Consider the following 13,983-nt stretch of genomic DNA (forward strand, 5'->3'; position numbering starts at 1 on the left):
CAGCGTGCACCGGTGTGAGGGACGGGACGCGCTATGCGTTGCTGTTTCCAAAGGGGATAACACGATGAACACCCACAAGAAAAACTGGGGTCGCGCAATCAGGCTGGCGGCGGTGCCGCTGCTGCTGGCCGGGCTGGCCGCCTGCGCCACGCCGTTCAAGGCCGACGTTTCGCGCTTCCAGTCGCAATTGCCCGCCCCGCAGGGCCAGACGTTCGCGGTCGTGGCCGACGACCCGGCGCTCGCCGGCGGGCTCGAGTTCGCGCAATATGCCGACTACGTCGAGGCCGAGATGGCGCGCCTCGGCTATAGCCAGGCCGCGCCCGAAGACGCGACCCTGCTGGTCCGCTTCGACTACGGCGTCGACAACGGGCGCGAGCGGGTCCGCTCGACCCCCGGCTATCGCGACCCGTTCTACGATCCGTGGTACGGTTTCTCGCGCCGCCCGGTCTATGTCCGCACGCCGCACGGCTACCGCGTGGCCTACGTCCCCGCCCGCTCGTGGGGCTATGGCTTCTACGATCCGTGGTTCGGCGGGCGCGACGTGCGCAGCTACACCGTCTATACCAGCGGGATCGACCTGAAGATCGACCGCGCGGCCGACGGCACCCGCCTGTTCGAAGGCAAGGCGGAAGCGGTCTCGACCTCCAACCGGCTGCAGTACCTGGTGCCCAACCTGGTCGATGCCATGTTCACCGATTTCCCCGGCAACTCGGGCGAGACGGTGCGCATCTCGATCAAGCCGGAAGGCGAGAAGACGATCCGCGCGATCGACTGACCGCAGGCGGCGGCATCCGCGATCACCGAAGGGGCGGGCCTGCGTGAGCGGGTCCGCCTTTTTCGTGCCCCGTGGCCCCTTCGTCCGGCGATGTCAGGCGAGCGCGGCGTGCCCCCCGGTCGAGCCGAAGCCGCCCGCGCCGCGCGCGGTCTCGTCGAGGTCGTCGACTTCTTCCCACCCGGCGCGGGTCACGGGGGCGAGCACGAGCTGGGCCACGCGCTCGCCCCGCGCGATCGCGAAAGCCTCGCTGCCGTGGTTGACCAGGATGACCTTCAGCTCGCCGCGATAGTCCGAATCGATCGTGCCCGGCGCATTGGGGACCGAGATCCCGTGCTTGAGCGCGAGGCCCGAGCGCGGGCGGACCTGGATCTCGTAGCCCGGCGGAATCGCCAGCGCGAGCCCGGTCGCGACCGCGTGGCGCGCGCCGGGGGACAGGGTCACGTCCTCGGCGGCGACGACGTCCATCCCCGCCGCCCCCTGCGTGGCGTAGCGCGGCAGGTCGAGCCCTTCGCCATGGGGCAGGCGCTTGATCTTCACGGGAATCGTATCGGTCATTCGGTTTCAACCGTCTCCAGGTGGCTGGCAATGCGCGCGACCAGCGTGCGCGCGAGATCCGTCTTGGCCATGCGTTCGAGCGTCTCGACCCCTTGCGCGGTGACGATGTGGGCGCGGTTGTGATCGCCCCCCATCACGCTTTCGCCGCGGTCGCCCGAAACGTCGTTGGCGACGATCCAGTCGGCACCCTTGCGCTCGCGCTTGGCGCGCGCGTTGGCGACCACGTCCTCGGTCTCGGCCGCGAAGCCGATCAGGAGCCCGGGCCGCGCCTTCCCGGCGGCGAGGCCGGCGAGGATGTCGGGGTTCTCGGTCAGCGCCAGATCGGGCAGGCCGGTGCGGGCCTTCTTCATCTTCTGCCCGGCGACGTCGCGCGTGCGCCAGTCGGCGACGGCGGCGACCATGATCGCGACGTCGGCGGGCAGGGCGCCATCGACCGCGCTTGCCATCTCGCGCGCGGATTCGACGTCGATCCGGTCGACCCCGTGCGGCGTGTCCAGCGCGACCGGGCCGGCCACCAGCGTCACCCGCGCGCCGGCCTCCGCCGCGGCGGCGGCAATGGCGAAGCCCTGTTTCCCGCTCGACCGGTTGGCGATGTAGCGGACCGGGTCGATCGGCTCGTGCGTCGGCCCGGCGGTCACCAGGACGTGGCGGCCGTAGAGCGGGCGGTGGTCGGGCGCGGCATCGAAATCGGGCTGTCCGGAAAGGAGGTCCGCCCCGCCGCCTCCGGCCAGGCGCGCGCGGATCGCGGCATCGATCGCCTCCGGCTCCGGCAGGCGGCCGGGGCCATATTCGCCGCAGGCCATCGGCCCTTCGTCGGGTTCGAGCACCTCGACCCCGCTCTGGCGCAGCCAGGCGACGTTGCGCTGCGTCGCCGCGTGCTGCCACATGCGCACGTTCATCGCCGGCACCGCCATGACCGGCTTGTCGGTCGCGAGGATCAGCGTCGTCGCCAGGTCGTCGGCGATCCCGGCGGCCATTTTCGCCAGCAGGTCGGCGCTGGCCGGGCAGACCACGACCAGGTCGGCCTCGCGGCTGAGCTGGATATGGCCCATCTCGGCCTCGTTCCTGAGATCCCACAGCGTGGTATAGACGGGGTTTTCCGACAGGGCGGCGAGCGTCATCGGGGTGACGAACTCCTGCCCGCCCTCGGTCACGACGCAAGTGACCGCGCCCCCGCCCTTGCGGATCAGGCGGACGAGTTCGCACGCCTTGTAGGCGGCAATGCCCCCGCCGACGACGAGGAGGATGCGTGGCGTCGCGGCCCCCGCCTCGGCACCGGCCGTCTTGTCACCGGTCATCGCAGATCGTCCTTCCTTTCACCGCGCGAACCTAGCCGCGCGCTGCGCCGCGTGCCAGCCCGCAGCGGGCGGCGGCACGAATTGCCTGGTGGTATATCGCGCCGAACCTGTAAACATCGCGCCAACGACGCGGGCGGACTGCGCCGCCCGGGGGCGAAACGATGGGGAGAGGAACGATGCGGATCTTGCTGACGGCGCTCATTTTCGTGGGCGGGCTGTTCTATTTCGTCACCGGGCTGGGTTTCCTGGTCGATCCGGTCAACTCGGGCGCGACCTTCGGCCTCACCGCCTCGGGCGCGGACGGGCTTTCGACGATGCGCGCGGACATGACCGCGTTCTTCGTCGTCGCCGCCACCTGCATGCTGTTCGGCGCCTGGCGGCGCAACGGCGACGTGCTGCTGGTGCCGGCGGGGCTGTTCGGCATCGCGCTGCTCGGCCGGATCGTCAGCGTCGCGGCCGACGGGACCGAGCCGGGATTCTGGCTGCCGATGGCGGTCGAGGCGATCACGGTCGTCGTGCTGCTGGTGGCGAGCCGCGTCCTGCCGCACCCCGCGACCTGAGCCGCCCGTCAGGCGAAGATGTCGAGATCGACCGCGGTTCTCGCGGCGATCTTGCGCGCGACCATCCGATGACAGAGCAGCGCGCCCAGCAGGCCGAGGGCCGCGGCGAAGGCGCTGGCCACCAGCAGCGCCGCGACATCCTCTTCGATCGACAGACCGAACAGGGCCCCGATGGCCCCGCCCACTGCCGTGCCGGCGAAGGACCATGCCCTCCGCGTGGCCCAGCGCGGATCGCTCGCCGCCAGGCGAACCATCGGCGTTCCTGCGATCAGCGCCGCCGGGGTGGCGACGATCAGCCCGAACGCCGCACCGAAGACCAGAACGATCATCAGAAACCCGCTGCCCGATCCGCCGCCTGTGATGAGGGATATGACGACCAGAACGAACCCGCCGACCACGCCTAGAACCGGTCCGGTCAGCAGTGCCGGGCCCAGCATTGCCCGGAAGGCCTGTCCCCACTCCACCGCGCTCAGCCGATCCAGCCCAGCGCCATTGCCCCCCAGGCCGTGCCGCCGCCGATCAGCGCGGCCAGCAGGTAGCCGGGCCAGCCGCGCCGCTTGCGCTCGCGCCGCTGCCACATCAGTTCGACCGGCGGCAGGGGCGGCGGCTCGGGCGCGCCACCGCGCGGGGGGTAGCGGTCCTCGATCCGCCGCACGAGGTCGGGGATGCGCAGCAGGGTCGCGGTGTCTTCGCGGATCCGGTCGGCCAGCGCCGCCTCCGGCCCCAGCTCGTCGCGGATCCAGCTGCGCACGAAGGGGGCGGAAACGTCCCACATGTTGATTTCGGGGTGGAGCTGGGTCGCGATCCCTTCGACCATGACCATCGTCTTCTGCAGCAGCAGCAGGTGCGGCTGGGTCTGCATGTCGAAATCGCGGGTGATCGCGAACAGCCCGTCGAGCATCTGCCCGACCGACAGCTCGCTGACCGGCTTGCCGCGCATCGGCTCCCCCACCGCGCGCAGCGCGGTCGCGAACTCGTCCACCGAGTGATAGCTGGGCACGTATTGCGCCTCGAAATGGATCTCGGCCACGCGGCGGTAATTGCCGGTGGTCAGGCCGTAGAGGATTTCCGCCAGCCACTGGCGCGCCTGCCGGTCGATCCGGCCCATGATCCCGAAATCGATCGCCACGATCGTCCCGTCCCCGCGCACGAACAGGTTCCCCTGGTGCATGTCGGCGTGGAAGAACCCGGCGCTGATCGCCTGTCGCAGGAAGGCGAGGACCAGCCGGCGGGCGAGGTCGGGCAGGTCGTGCCCGGCCGCGACCAGGGCATCGCGGTCGGATATCTTGATCCCGTCCACCCATTCGACCGTCATCACCCGGCCATTGGTCCGGTCCCAGTCCACTTGCGGGATATGATAGCGTTCGACGCCGTGCATCGCCTCGGCCAGCTCGCTGGCGGAGGCCGCCTCGCGCCGCAGGTCCAGCTCGCGGTTGGTCCAGCGCTTGAAATTGGCGATCGTCAGGCGCGGGCGCAGCCGGGCCGCCTCGCCGCCCAGCGCCTCGAGATGGGCGGCGGCCCATTCGTACGTCTGGATATCGCGCGCGAAGCGTTCGCGAATGCCCGGCCGCAGGACCTTGATCGCGACCTGCCGCCCGTCGGTCGTGACCGCGCGGTGGACCTGCGCGATCGAGGCCGCGCCCACCGGCACCGGGTCGATCCGTTCGAACAGCGTTTCCACCGGCTGGCCGAAACTGGCCGCGATCGCCTGCTCGATCTCGCCGAAGGGAACCGGCGGCAGGCTGTCCTGCAGCGCGAGGAGGTTGCGCGCCGCGTCCTCGCCGACGAGGTCGGGGCGGGTGGCGAGCGACTGGCCAAGCTTGATCGCGGCCGGGCCGATCGCGCTGAAGGCCCCGGCATAGTCGGGCTGTCGCGGCTGGAACGTGCCGAACCGCGCGAGCCGCGCGAGCCGCTTGACCGGGCCGGGGGTGTTGGGATCGTTCTCGATCCCGCGCAGCGCGCCGTGCCGGGCGAGCGTGCGGCCCCATTTCAGCAGGCGGAAGATATGCGTTGCCGGCTTGGTCATGCGAACCCCTCCCTCTCCCGTTCAGGGGAGGGGGGCGGGGGGAGGGGGACGATGCACGGCGCCGCGCGAGATCCCCCTCTCCCAACCCTCTCCCCCATGGGGGAGAGGGCTATTCCGGCCGGCCAACTCACACTTTCCACCCCGAATGGATCGCGACCAGGCCGCCGAGGACCGGCTCCACCCGCGTCTGCGCGAAGCCGGCATCGCGGATCATGCCCTCGAACTCGGGCATCGTCGGAAAGCGGCGGATCGATTCGACGAGGTAGCGATAGCTGTCTGCGTCGCCGGCGATCGCCTGCCCGATCTGCGGCACGACCTTGTGCGAATAGAGATCGTAGATCTCGCTGAAACCCGGCCACTGCGTGCTGGAAAACTCCAGGCAGAAGAAACGCCCGCCGTACTTGAGCACGCGGTGCGCCTCGGCCAGGGCCTTGTCGATCCGGGTCACGTTCCGAATGCCGAAGGCGATCGTATAGGCATCGAACATGGCGCGCGGATAGCCGAGCCGTTCGGCGTCCTGGCACGACCAGGCGAGGCCGGTGAGGCCGCGTTCGATCGCCCGCTCGATCCCGACGTCGAGCATGTCCTGGTTGATGTCGGCCACCGTCACTTCGGCCCCGCGGTCGGCCAGGCGGAAGGCGATGTCGCCGGTGCCGCCGGCCATGTCGAGGATCGCCTCGCCCGGCTGCGGCTTCACCCGGCGGACGAAGCGGTCCTTCCACAAGCGGTGCATCCCGCCCGACATGGCGTCGTTCATCACGTCGTACTTCGCCGCCACGCTGGAAAAGACCGCGCCCACGCGGGCGCTCTTTTCCTCTGGGGGTACGTCTTCGTAGCCGAAGGAAACCCGCTCGCCATGCAGTTCGCTCATGCACCGGGCCTTAGGGGGAATTGCCGCTCCGGCAAAGGGTGTTACAGCACCGGGCAATGCCCGAATTGCCCGAAGTCGAAACCACCGTGCGGGGGCTCGCCCGCCATCTCGAAGGCGAGCGGATCGTGCGCGTCGCGGTCAACCGGCCCGACATGCGCCGCCCGTTCCCCCCCGATCTCGCGCAGATGCTCACCGGCGCGCGGGTGACCGGGCTGGGGCGGCGGGCCAAGTTCGGCCTCGTCCATACCGACCGCGGGCAGACGCTGGTGTTCCACCTGGGGATGAGCGGGCGGTGGCGAATCGACCCGGCGAAGGCGGAGCGGCACGATCACCTCGTGCTCGAGACCGCCGATCATCGCTTCGCACTCAACGATGCGCGCCGGTTCGGGTGGGTGGACCTGGTCGAGACCGCGGCCCTCGACGAGGCGCCGGCATTCGCCGCGATGGGGCCCGAGCCGCTCGGCCCCGGCCTGACCGCGCGCCACCTCCGGGCCGCGCTCGCCGGGCGCAGGCAGGCGATCAAGCTCCTCCTGCTCGACCAGCGGATCGTCGCCGGGCTGGGCAATATCTACGTCTGCGAGGCGCTGTTCCGCGCGCGGATCGATCCGCGCAAGGCCGGCGGGCGGGTGTCGCGCGCGGCGCTGGAACGGCTGGTGCCGGCGATCCGCGAGGTGCTCGAACAGGCGATCGCCGACGGGGGATCGAGCCTGCGCGACTATGCCCGGCCCGACGGGGAACTGGGCTATTTCGCGACCCGCTTCGCCGTCTACGGGCGCGAGGGGGAGCCGTGCCACAGGCGCGACGGCGGGACTGTGCGCCGCCTGGCCCAGGGCGGGCGCAGTACGTGGTTCTGCCCGCGCTGCCAGCGGTGACGGGTGTGCTTGACGATTCGCGTCCCCGCCGCTAAGGCGCGCGCTTTCCGGCGGGCGAACCGCCGCTTTGCCGCACGATTATTCGAAGGAATCCGGCTTCCGCAAGCGGGGCCCGAGACAAGGACGAACATGGCCAACACGCCACAAGCCAAGAAGCGTATCCGCCGCAACGAACGCCGCGCCCAGATCAACGGCGCGCGCATGAGCCGCATCCGCAACTTCGTGAAGAAGGCCGAGGCCGCGATCGAAGGCGGCGACAAGCAGGCCGCCGCCGACGCGCTGCGCGCCGCGCAGCCCGAACTGGCCCGCGGCGTCGCCCGCGGCGTGATCCACAAGAACACCGCGGCGCGCAAGCTGTCGCGTCTGTCCAAGCGGGTCGCGGCGCTCTGATTCGCCGTGCCCCGCCCGGGGCATGACAGTCTGAAGACGGTAACGGGGCTGGCGCGCTGAGCGCCGGCCCCGTTTCGTTACAGAACGAAGACAGCCGGCCGCTGCGAAACCCGCAGAAGTGCGCGATTCGCCGGGCTGCCGGACGGGTTATCGCGATAAATCAGTGATTTGAACGGAGGGCTGCGGCCTAGGCCCGAGTCAACTTGTTTATTTCGGATTTTTTGCAGGGCGGCCTCTTGCGACTCAATCGAACCCCTTCAATAAGGGGAACTTCGGCACGGGGCGGGACAGCTGGTGCCTCTAAAAGCATTGGTCGCATCGCACGCAGCCCGGGATGGAGGTGATTCCGGGCATGGAGAGGCTTTGCCCAATGCGCGTGGGACATGGCGCCGGCTTGCGGGTCGGGGAACGAAGAGGCGGGTAATGGCGAGCAAGGTCGGCGAAGCGAACGCTCGGGCAGGAAAGGGGCAAGAGGAATCGATGGAGGACCTGGAGGCAGTGAACCTGGCGGCGGATTGGTCGGACATCAGCCAGGGCCTGCGAAAGGATCTCGGTCACCAGCTCCATAGCCAGTGGATCAAGCCGATCCAGCTCGGCGGCTTCTGCAAGGATACCGGCACGCTCGATCTCTACCTGCCGACCGAATTTTCCGCCAACTGGGTCCAGGACCGCTTCGCCGACCGGCTCTCGCTGGCATGGAAGATCGCGCGCAGCGAAGTGCGCAACGTGCGCATCTCGGTCCACCCGGGCCGGCGCAAGCTGCCCGAGCTGAGCCTGGGGGGCGACAGCCACCGCCCGGCCAACGATGCCGATTCCTCGATGATCGCGGTCGCCGCCGGCACGATCGGCGAACAGGGCTTCACGTCCTCGGTCGGGCTCGACCCCTCGCTGACGTTCGCCGCCTTCGTCACCGGCGAATCGAACGTGCTCGCCTGCAACGCGGCGCAGCGCATGGCGGCGAGCGAGAAGCCGCAGTTCTCCCCCCTCTACCTCAAGGCCGCGACCGGGCAGGGCAAGACGCACCTGCTCCACGCGATCGGCCATGCCTACCTGTCGAACCACCCGCGCGCGCGGATCTTCTACTGCAGCGCCGAGCGCTTCATGGTCGAGTTCGTCCAAGCGCTGAAACAGAACCAGATGATCGAGTTCAAGGCGCGCCTGCGCAGCTTCGACCTGCTGCTGGTGGACGATATCCAGTTCATCATCGGCAAGGCCAGCGCGCAGGAAGAACTGCTCTACACGATCGACGCGCTGCTGGCCGAAGGCAAGCGGCTGGTCTTCGCCGCCGACCGCGCGCCGCAGGCATTGGACGGGGTCGAACCGCGCCTGCTCTCGCGCCTGTCGATGGGCCTCGTCGCCGATATCGCGCCGGCCGACATCGAGCTGCGCCGCTCGATCCTCGAATCGAAGCTGACTCGCTTCGCCCCGCTCTCGGTGCCCGAGGACGTGATCGATTTCCTCGCCCGCACGATCACGCGCAACGTGCGCGAACTGGTCGGCGGGCTGAACAAGCTGATCGCCTATGCCCAGCTCACCGGGCAGGAAGTCTCGCTGCAGCTCGCCGAGGAGCAGCTGACCGACATCCTCTCGGCCAATCGCCGGCGCATCACGATCGACGAGATCCAGCGCACCGTGTGCCAGTTCTACCGCATCGACCGCGCCGAAATGTCGAGCAAGCGCCGCGCCCGCGCGGTCGTGCGTCCGCGCCAGGTGGCGATGTACCTGTCGAAGGTCCTGACGCCGCGCTCCTACCCCGAGATCGGGCGCAAGTTCGGCGGCCGCGACCATTCGACCGTGATCCACGCCGTCCGCCTGATCGAGGACCTGCGCCAGCGCGACGCCGACATGGACGGCGACGTGCGCAGCCTGCTGCGGCAGCTGGAGAGCTAAGGGGTTTTTCTTGTGTTTTCGAGCGGCCATCCGGCCGCTCGTCCTCGCGGTCCGCTGATCGCGGACCGAACCCGTCCACGCCAGCACCGCATCGCGATGGCTCGGTCGGCGATCAGCCGACCGCAAGCGCGACCGCGCGCCCGCAGCGACCGAAGGGAGCGAGGATAGCCAAGGCCGCGGACGCGGCCGCCGGCGCCTGAGGCCCAACAAAAAACTTCCCCCAGCCCTCGCTGAGACGGTTAGGGCGGGAACGGATTCGGTCGGCGATCAGCCGACCGCAAGCGCGACCGCGCGCCCGCAGCGACCGAAGGGAGCGAGGATAGCCAAGGCCGCGGATGCGGCCGCCGGCGCCTGAGGCCCAACAAAAAACTCCCCCCAACAGCCCTCGCGACACGGTGTTGGCCGGGAACGGATCGGTCGGCGCCCAGCCGACCGCAAGCGCGACCGCGCGCCCGCAGCGACCGAAGGGAGCGAGGATAGCCAAGGCCGCGGACGCGGCCGCCGGCGCCTGAGGCCCCAACAAAAACTCCCCCCACAGCCCTCGCGACGCGGTTACGGCGGGAACCGATCGGTCGGCGCCCAGCCGACCGCAAGCGCGACCGCGCGCCCGCAGCGACCGAAGGGAGCGAGGATAGCCAAGGCCGCGGATGCGGCCGCCGGCGCCTGAGGCACCAACAAAAACCCCCCCGCTTGAGAGCGGGGCCAAAGAGTGCCAACAGCCCTTCATGGCCCTGCCCCCCGACCGCATCGACCGCTTCGCGCGCCACATCGTCCTGCCCGAGATCGGGGGCGCGGGGCAGGTCGCGCTGGCCGAGCGGCACGTCGCGCTGGTCGGGCTGGGCGGGATCGGAAGTCCGGCGCTGCAATATCTCGCGGGCGCCGGGATCGGGCGCTTCACCCTGATCGACGACGGCCGGGTCGAGCTGTCCAACCTCCAGCGCCAGACGATCTATGCCGAGCGCGACGTGGGCCACGGCAAGGCCGTGTCGGCGCGGCGCTGGCTGGCCAATTTCGACCAGGCGATCGCGGTCGAGCTGGCCGACCGCCGGGTCGGGGCGGACACGGCCCGCGCGGCGATCGCCGGGGCGGACCTGGTGCTCGACGGGACCGACAACTTCGCCACCCGGCTGGCGATTTCCGACGCCTGCGTGGCGAGCGGCATTCCCCTGCTCTCGGCCGCGGTGGGCCGGTTCCAGGGGCAGGTCGGCGCCTTCGCCGGGCACTTGCCGGGCGAGGCCTGCTATCGCTGCTACGTCGGCGATGCCTTCGATGCCGACGATTGCGACACTTGCGCCGAAGACGGGATGCTGGGCGCCATGTCGGGCTGGACCGGCACGTTCGCGGCCATGCAGGCGGTGCGCGTCCTGCTCGATGGCAAGTCCGCCTTCGGCGATCCGCAGTGGGGCCGCCTGCACCTTCTCGACGGCCTCAAGCCCGCAATGCGCACCTTGCGGATCGCGAAGGACCCGGCGTGCCGAGGCTGCGGTTCTGCCGGAAAAGCGTCCGATGATGGATCCCCGCCTTCGCGGGGATGACAACAAGAGCAGCAGTGTCATTCCCGCGAATGCGGGAATCCATGGCCCGCCCTGCCGATCGGTTCAGCGGTTCAGGTCATGCCAAAGATCGCGCCAGTCCGGATTGCCAGCCTCGATCAGCGCGATCTTCCACGCACGGCGCCATTTCTTCAGCGCCTTCTCGCGCGCAATGGCCTCATGAATATCGCCGAACGGTTCGAGATGGACCGGTCGCCTCACCCCGTATTGCCGCGTGAAGCCGGGAACCCTGCCGTTCCGGTGCTCCTCGATCCGTTCGGCAAGGCGGGACGTGAGGCCGATGTAGAGCGTGCCGCGCTTCTGACTCGCAAGGATGTAGACCCAGCAATATGGCTCGTCGGTCATGCCGTGGGGCCCCGCCTTCGTGGGGATGACAGGGGCTGGCGGGATCTCACCCCAGCATCTCGTCCACCCAGGCCGGGACCAGCTCGCCCGCCGGGCCGAGGCGGGTCTCGTCGAACCAGGCCGAACCCTGGCTGCGTTCGAGGTTGAGTTCCAGCGTTTGCGTGCCGAGTTCGCGCGCCTCGCGCACGAAGCCGGCGGCCGGGTAGACCGCGCCCGACGTGCCGATCGAAACGAACAGGTCGGCGGCCTGCAAGGCGCCGTAGATCCGTTCCATTTCATAGGGCATCTCGCCGAACCACACGACGTCGGGCCGCAGTGCGCGCGCGCCGCAGGCGGGGCAGGGCGGTCGGTCGATCAGCGGCCCGGTCCAGCGCGAGCGCGCGTCGCAGGCCGTGCACCAGGCGTTGAGGTGGGTGCCGTGCATGTGCAGCACCCGCCGCGCGCCGGCGCGTTCGTGCAGGTCGTCGACGTTCTGCGTCACGATCAGCAGGTCGCCCGGCCATTCGGCATCGAGCCGGGCCAGCGCCGCGTGCGCCCGGTTCGGCTCCTTTTCCTGGATCGCCGCGCGCCGCATGTCGTAGAAGCGCAGGACCAGGTCGGGGTCGCGCGCGAAGGCCTCGGGCGTGGCGACGTCTTCCACCCGGTGCTTCTCCCACAAGCCGCCGCCGCCGCGAAAGGTGTCGATCCCGCTTTCGGCGCTGACCCCCGCGCCGGTGAGGATGACGATGTTGCGAATGTCTGCCATGGCGGCCATGAAGCACGCGGTTTCGGGGAAGCACAATGGCACGGATCGGCATTATCGGCAGCGAGGGGCGCATGGGGCAGGCGCTGGCCCGCGCGATCGCGGACGCGGGGCACGAGGGGGCCGGCGGGATCGACCGCGGGGGCGACCCGGCCGCCCTGGCCGACCGGAGCGACGTGCTGGTCGATTTCTCCGCCCCGGTCGCGCTGGAGGCGAACCTGCACGCCGCGATCGGCGCGGGCATCCCGATCGTGATCGGCACGACCGGGCTGGAGGATCGCCATCACCGGGCGATCGACAATGCCGCGCGCCAGGTCGCGGTGCTGCAGACCGGCAATACCTCGCTCGGCGTCACGCTGCTCGCGCGGCTGGTGCGCGAGGCGGCGGCGAGCCTCGGGCCGGAATGGGACATCGAGATCGTCGAGATGCACCACCGGATGAAGGTCGATGCCCCTTCGGGCACCGCGCTCCTGCTGGGGGAGGCGGCGGCGGCCGGGCGGGGGATCGATCTTGCCGATCACCGCGAGAGCGGGCGCGACGGCCACACCGGCGCGCGGCAACAGGGCGCGATCGGCTTCGCCGCGCTGCGCGGCGGCACGGTGGCGGGCGAGCACAGCGTCATCGTCGCGGGGGAGGAAGAACGCCTGACGCTTTCGCACAGCGCGGAAAACCGGATGATCTTCGCCCGTGGCGCGGTCAAGGCGGCGCAGTGGCTGATCGGGCGCGACGCCGGGCGCTACGCGATGGACGACATCCTCGCGCAGGCCGCTTCGTGACCTGCCTGCCGGCCGCGTTCCCGCGATGACGAAGGACCGGATCTTCGAGTTCTTCCGCCGCCTGGCCGAGGACAATCCCGCGCCGGAGACCGAGCTGGAATATGGCAATGCCTACCAGCTCGTGGTCGCGGTCGCGCTCTCGGCCCAGGCGACCGACGTCGGGGTGAACAAGGCCACCCGCCGCCTGTTCGCCGAAGTCGAGACGCCCGAACAGATGCTGGCGCTGGGCGAGGAAGGGCTGAAGGAACACATCAAGACGATCGGCCTGTTCAATTCCAAGGCGAAGAACGTGATCGCGCTGTCGCGGATGCTGGTCGAGGAATACGGCAGCGAGGTGCCCGACCGGCGCGAGGACCTGGTCCGCCTGCCCGGGGTCGGGCGCAAGACCGCCAATGTCGTGCTCAACTGCTGGTTCGGGCAGGAAACCTTCGCGGTCGACACGCATATCCTGCGGGTGGGCAACCGCACCGGACTTGCCAAGGGGAAGACGCCCGAACAGGTCGAGGCGAAGCTGGAAAAGCGCGTCCCGGCCCCGTTCCGCCTCGGCGCGCACCACTGGCTGATCCTCCACGGCCGCTACGTCTGCAAGGCGCGCACGCCCGAATGCTGGCGATGCCCGGTGGAGGACTTGTGCTCGTTCCGCAAGAAAGTGCTCGAACCGCCCCCCACGCGCCGCAAGGCCGCGGGGTAGGAGCGCGGCTTGCACGGTCGAGGGGCCGCGGCCCGGGACGGGATTCGGGGGTTCATTTCCTCTCCCGCACCGGCGGTGCCGGGCGGCACCATGGATGCTGAAACCCGTTCAGCATGACGGGGGCGGCGGCGGGAAGGCACGCTCTCCGCAACGCGAGCTCCTGCGAAAGCAGGAGCCCGGGACGGCGGGCGTTGCGGCTGTGTCTGGGTTCCTGCTTTCGCAGGAACTCGGCGTGGGTTGCATGGCGGGGCGCGGAACCGGCCCACGCCCGGTCATCCGCTGGCGAGTGCGGACGGTTACGCCGGGAGGAAAGGCAAGCGGACGGAACCGGCCGGTGCCGCCTGGGCATCACAGGATTGCCACCTGGGCGTCACAGGGTTGCCTTGGCAACATCCTTGCGAGTGGCGGGAGGGGTTGCCTTCAACCTCCCGCTCGGCCCTTCGAGGGGTGCGAGGCGCGGACAGGGCCAGGGCTCGCGCTTGCCCTGTCCGCCAGAGGCTATCGCGGGAGCGTCCCCTGGAAAGGCTCGCGGCGTTGAGGTCCGCCGCGGGCCGGGCAAGGGACATGCCCCGTTACGAATAGTCCTCGCATCCCGGCACAGGGGTGCTTTATCGAGCGGTCACTAGCCCCCCGAGGCAC

At 69.9% G+C, this 13,983-nt stretch carries 15 protein-coding genes; 8 read left to right on the forward strand and 7 right to left on the reverse strand.

Annotated features, from left to right (window positions below):
* Nucleotides 1–64: 64 nt before the first annotated feature.
* The gene (locus GRI72_RS13830; protein ID WP_160734499.1) at nt 65–775 is read left to right on the forward strand and encodes a DUF4136 domain-containing protein; all 711 of its coding nucleotides are present in this window, start codon (nt 65–67) and stop codon (nt 773–775) included.
* 93 nt (nt 776–868) lie between these two features.
* Here GRI72_RS13830 and dut read toward each other — a convergent pair whose 3' ends face one another.
* Together dut and coaBC are read right to left on the reverse strand one after the other, a co-directional pair.
* Entirely contained in the window at nt 869–1,330 is a 462-nt protein-coding gene (gene dut / locus GRI72_RS13835; RefSeq protein WP_160734500.1) for a dUTP diphosphatase, read from the reverse strand.
* Nucleotides 1,327–2,628, reverse strand: a complete 1,302-nt coding sequence (gene coaBC, locus GRI72_RS13840) for a bifunctional phosphopantothenoylcysteine decarboxylase/phosphopantothenate--cysteine ligase CoaBC (RefSeq protein ID WP_160734501.1) — start codon at nt 2,626–2,628, stop codon at nt 1,327–1,329. The genes dut and coaBC overlap by 4 nt, the downstream gene beginning before the upstream one ends.
* A 176-nt stretch (nt 2,629–2,804) precedes the next feature.
* Between coaBC and GRI72_RS13845 the strand changes: the two genes are divergently transcribed.
* Nucleotides 2,805–3,188 (forward strand): DUF4345 family protein, encoded by a 384-nt coding sequence (locus tag GRI72_RS13845; protein WP_160734502.1) that lies wholly within the window; start codon nt 2,805–2,807, stop codon nt 3,186–3,188.
* Between the two features lie 8 nt (nt 3,189–3,196).
* On the opposite strand, the gene GRI72_RS13850 is transcribed toward GRI72_RS13845, so the two are convergent.
* The 3 genes from GRI72_RS13850 to GRI72_RS13860 form a co-directional block, all read right to left on the reverse strand.
* Nucleotides 3,197–3,625 (reverse strand): hypothetical protein, encoded by a 429-nt coding sequence (locus GRI72_RS13850; protein ID WP_160734503.1) that lies wholly within the window; start codon nt 3,623–3,625, stop codon nt 3,197–3,199.
* Nucleotides 3,626–3,657: 32 nt separating this feature from the next.
* Nucleotides 3,658–5,214: a 2-polyprenylphenol 6-hydroxylase gene (gene ubiB / locus GRI72_RS13855; protein ID WP_160734504.1), complete on the reverse strand. Its 1,557-nt coding sequence runs from the start codon at nt 5,212–5,214 to the stop codon at nt 3,658–3,660.
* A gap of 127 nt (nt 5,215–5,341) precedes the next feature.
* On the reverse strand, nt 5,342–6,085 hold the full coding sequence (locus GRI72_RS13860) for a class I SAM-dependent methyltransferase (protein ID WP_160734505.1): 744 nt from the start codon (nt 6,083–6,085) through the stop codon (nt 5,342–5,344).
* Nucleotides 6,086–6,141: 56 nt separating this feature from the next.
* Here GRI72_RS13860 and mutM point away from each other — a divergent pair, with 56 nt between their 5' ends.
* The 4 genes from mutM to GRI72_RS13880 all read left to right on the forward strand — a co-directional run bounded on the left by mutM (nt 6,142) and on the right by GRI72_RS13880 (nt 10,772).
* Nucleotides 6,142–6,957 carry a bifunctional DNA-formamidopyrimidine glycosylase/DNA-(apurinic or apyrimidinic site) lyase gene (mutM, locus tag GRI72_RS13865; RefSeq protein ID WP_160734506.1) on the forward strand — a complete coding sequence of 272 codons (816 nt, stop codon included), beginning with the start codon at nt 6,142–6,144 and terminating at the stop codon, nt 6,955–6,957.
* Between the two features lie 129 nt (nt 6,958–7,086).
* Nucleotides 7,087–7,347 carry a 30S ribosomal protein S20 gene (rpsT, locus tag GRI72_RS13870; RefSeq protein ID WP_160734517.1) on the forward strand — a complete coding sequence of 87 codons (261 nt, stop codon included), beginning with the start codon at nt 7,087–7,089 and terminating at the stop codon, nt 7,345–7,347.
* A 423-nt stretch (nt 7,348–7,770) separates the two neighbouring features.
* Entirely contained in the window at nt 7,771–9,237 is a 1,467-nt protein-coding gene (gene dnaA, locus GRI72_RS13875; protein ID WP_160734507.1) for a chromosomal replication initiator protein DnaA, read from the forward strand.
* A gap of 725 nt (nt 9,238–9,962) precedes the next feature.
* Nucleotides 9,963–10,772, forward strand: coding sequence for a HesA/MoeB/ThiF family protein (locus GRI72_RS13880; RefSeq protein WP_160734508.1), 810 nt, complete (start codon nt 9,963–9,965; stop codon nt 10,770–10,772).
* Nucleotides 10,773–10,835: 63 nt separating this feature from the next.
* Here the strand turns inward: GRI72_RS13880 and GRI72_RS13885 are convergent, their stop codons facing one another.
* Both GRI72_RS13885 and GRI72_RS13890 read right to left on the reverse strand, forming a co-directional pair.
* Nucleotides 10,836–11,135 carry a GIY-YIG nuclease family protein gene (locus GRI72_RS13885; RefSeq protein ID WP_160734509.1) on the reverse strand — a complete coding sequence of 100 codons (300 nt, stop codon included), beginning with the start codon at nt 11,133–11,135 and terminating at the stop codon, nt 10,836–10,838.
* A 46-nt stretch (nt 11,136–11,181) separates the two neighbouring features.
* Entirely contained in the window at nt 11,182–11,880 is a 699-nt protein-coding gene (locus GRI72_RS13890; protein WP_160734510.1) for an NAD-dependent deacylase, read from the reverse strand.
* A gap of 35 nt (nt 11,881–11,915) precedes the next feature.
* Between GRI72_RS13890 and dapB the strand changes: the two genes are divergently transcribed.
* The gene (gene dapB, locus GRI72_RS13895; protein WP_160734511.1) at nt 11,916–12,653 is read left to right on the forward strand and encodes a 4-hydroxy-tetrahydrodipicolinate reductase; all 738 of its coding nucleotides are present in this window, start codon (nt 11,916–11,918) and stop codon (nt 12,651–12,653) included.
* 25 nt (nt 12,654–12,678) lie between these two features.
* Nucleotides 12,679–13,344, forward strand: a complete 666-nt coding sequence (gene nth / locus GRI72_RS13900; RefSeq protein WP_160734512.1) for an endonuclease III — start codon at nt 12,679–12,681, stop codon at nt 13,342–13,344.
* Nucleotides 13,345–13,983 lie beyond the last annotated feature (639 nt).

It is taken from the genome of Pelagerythrobacter marinus, assembly GCF_009827515.1.
GTDB classification, from domain to species: domain Bacteria; phylum Pseudomonadota; class Alphaproteobacteria; order Sphingomonadales; family Sphingomonadaceae; genus Pelagerythrobacter; species Pelagerythrobacter marinus.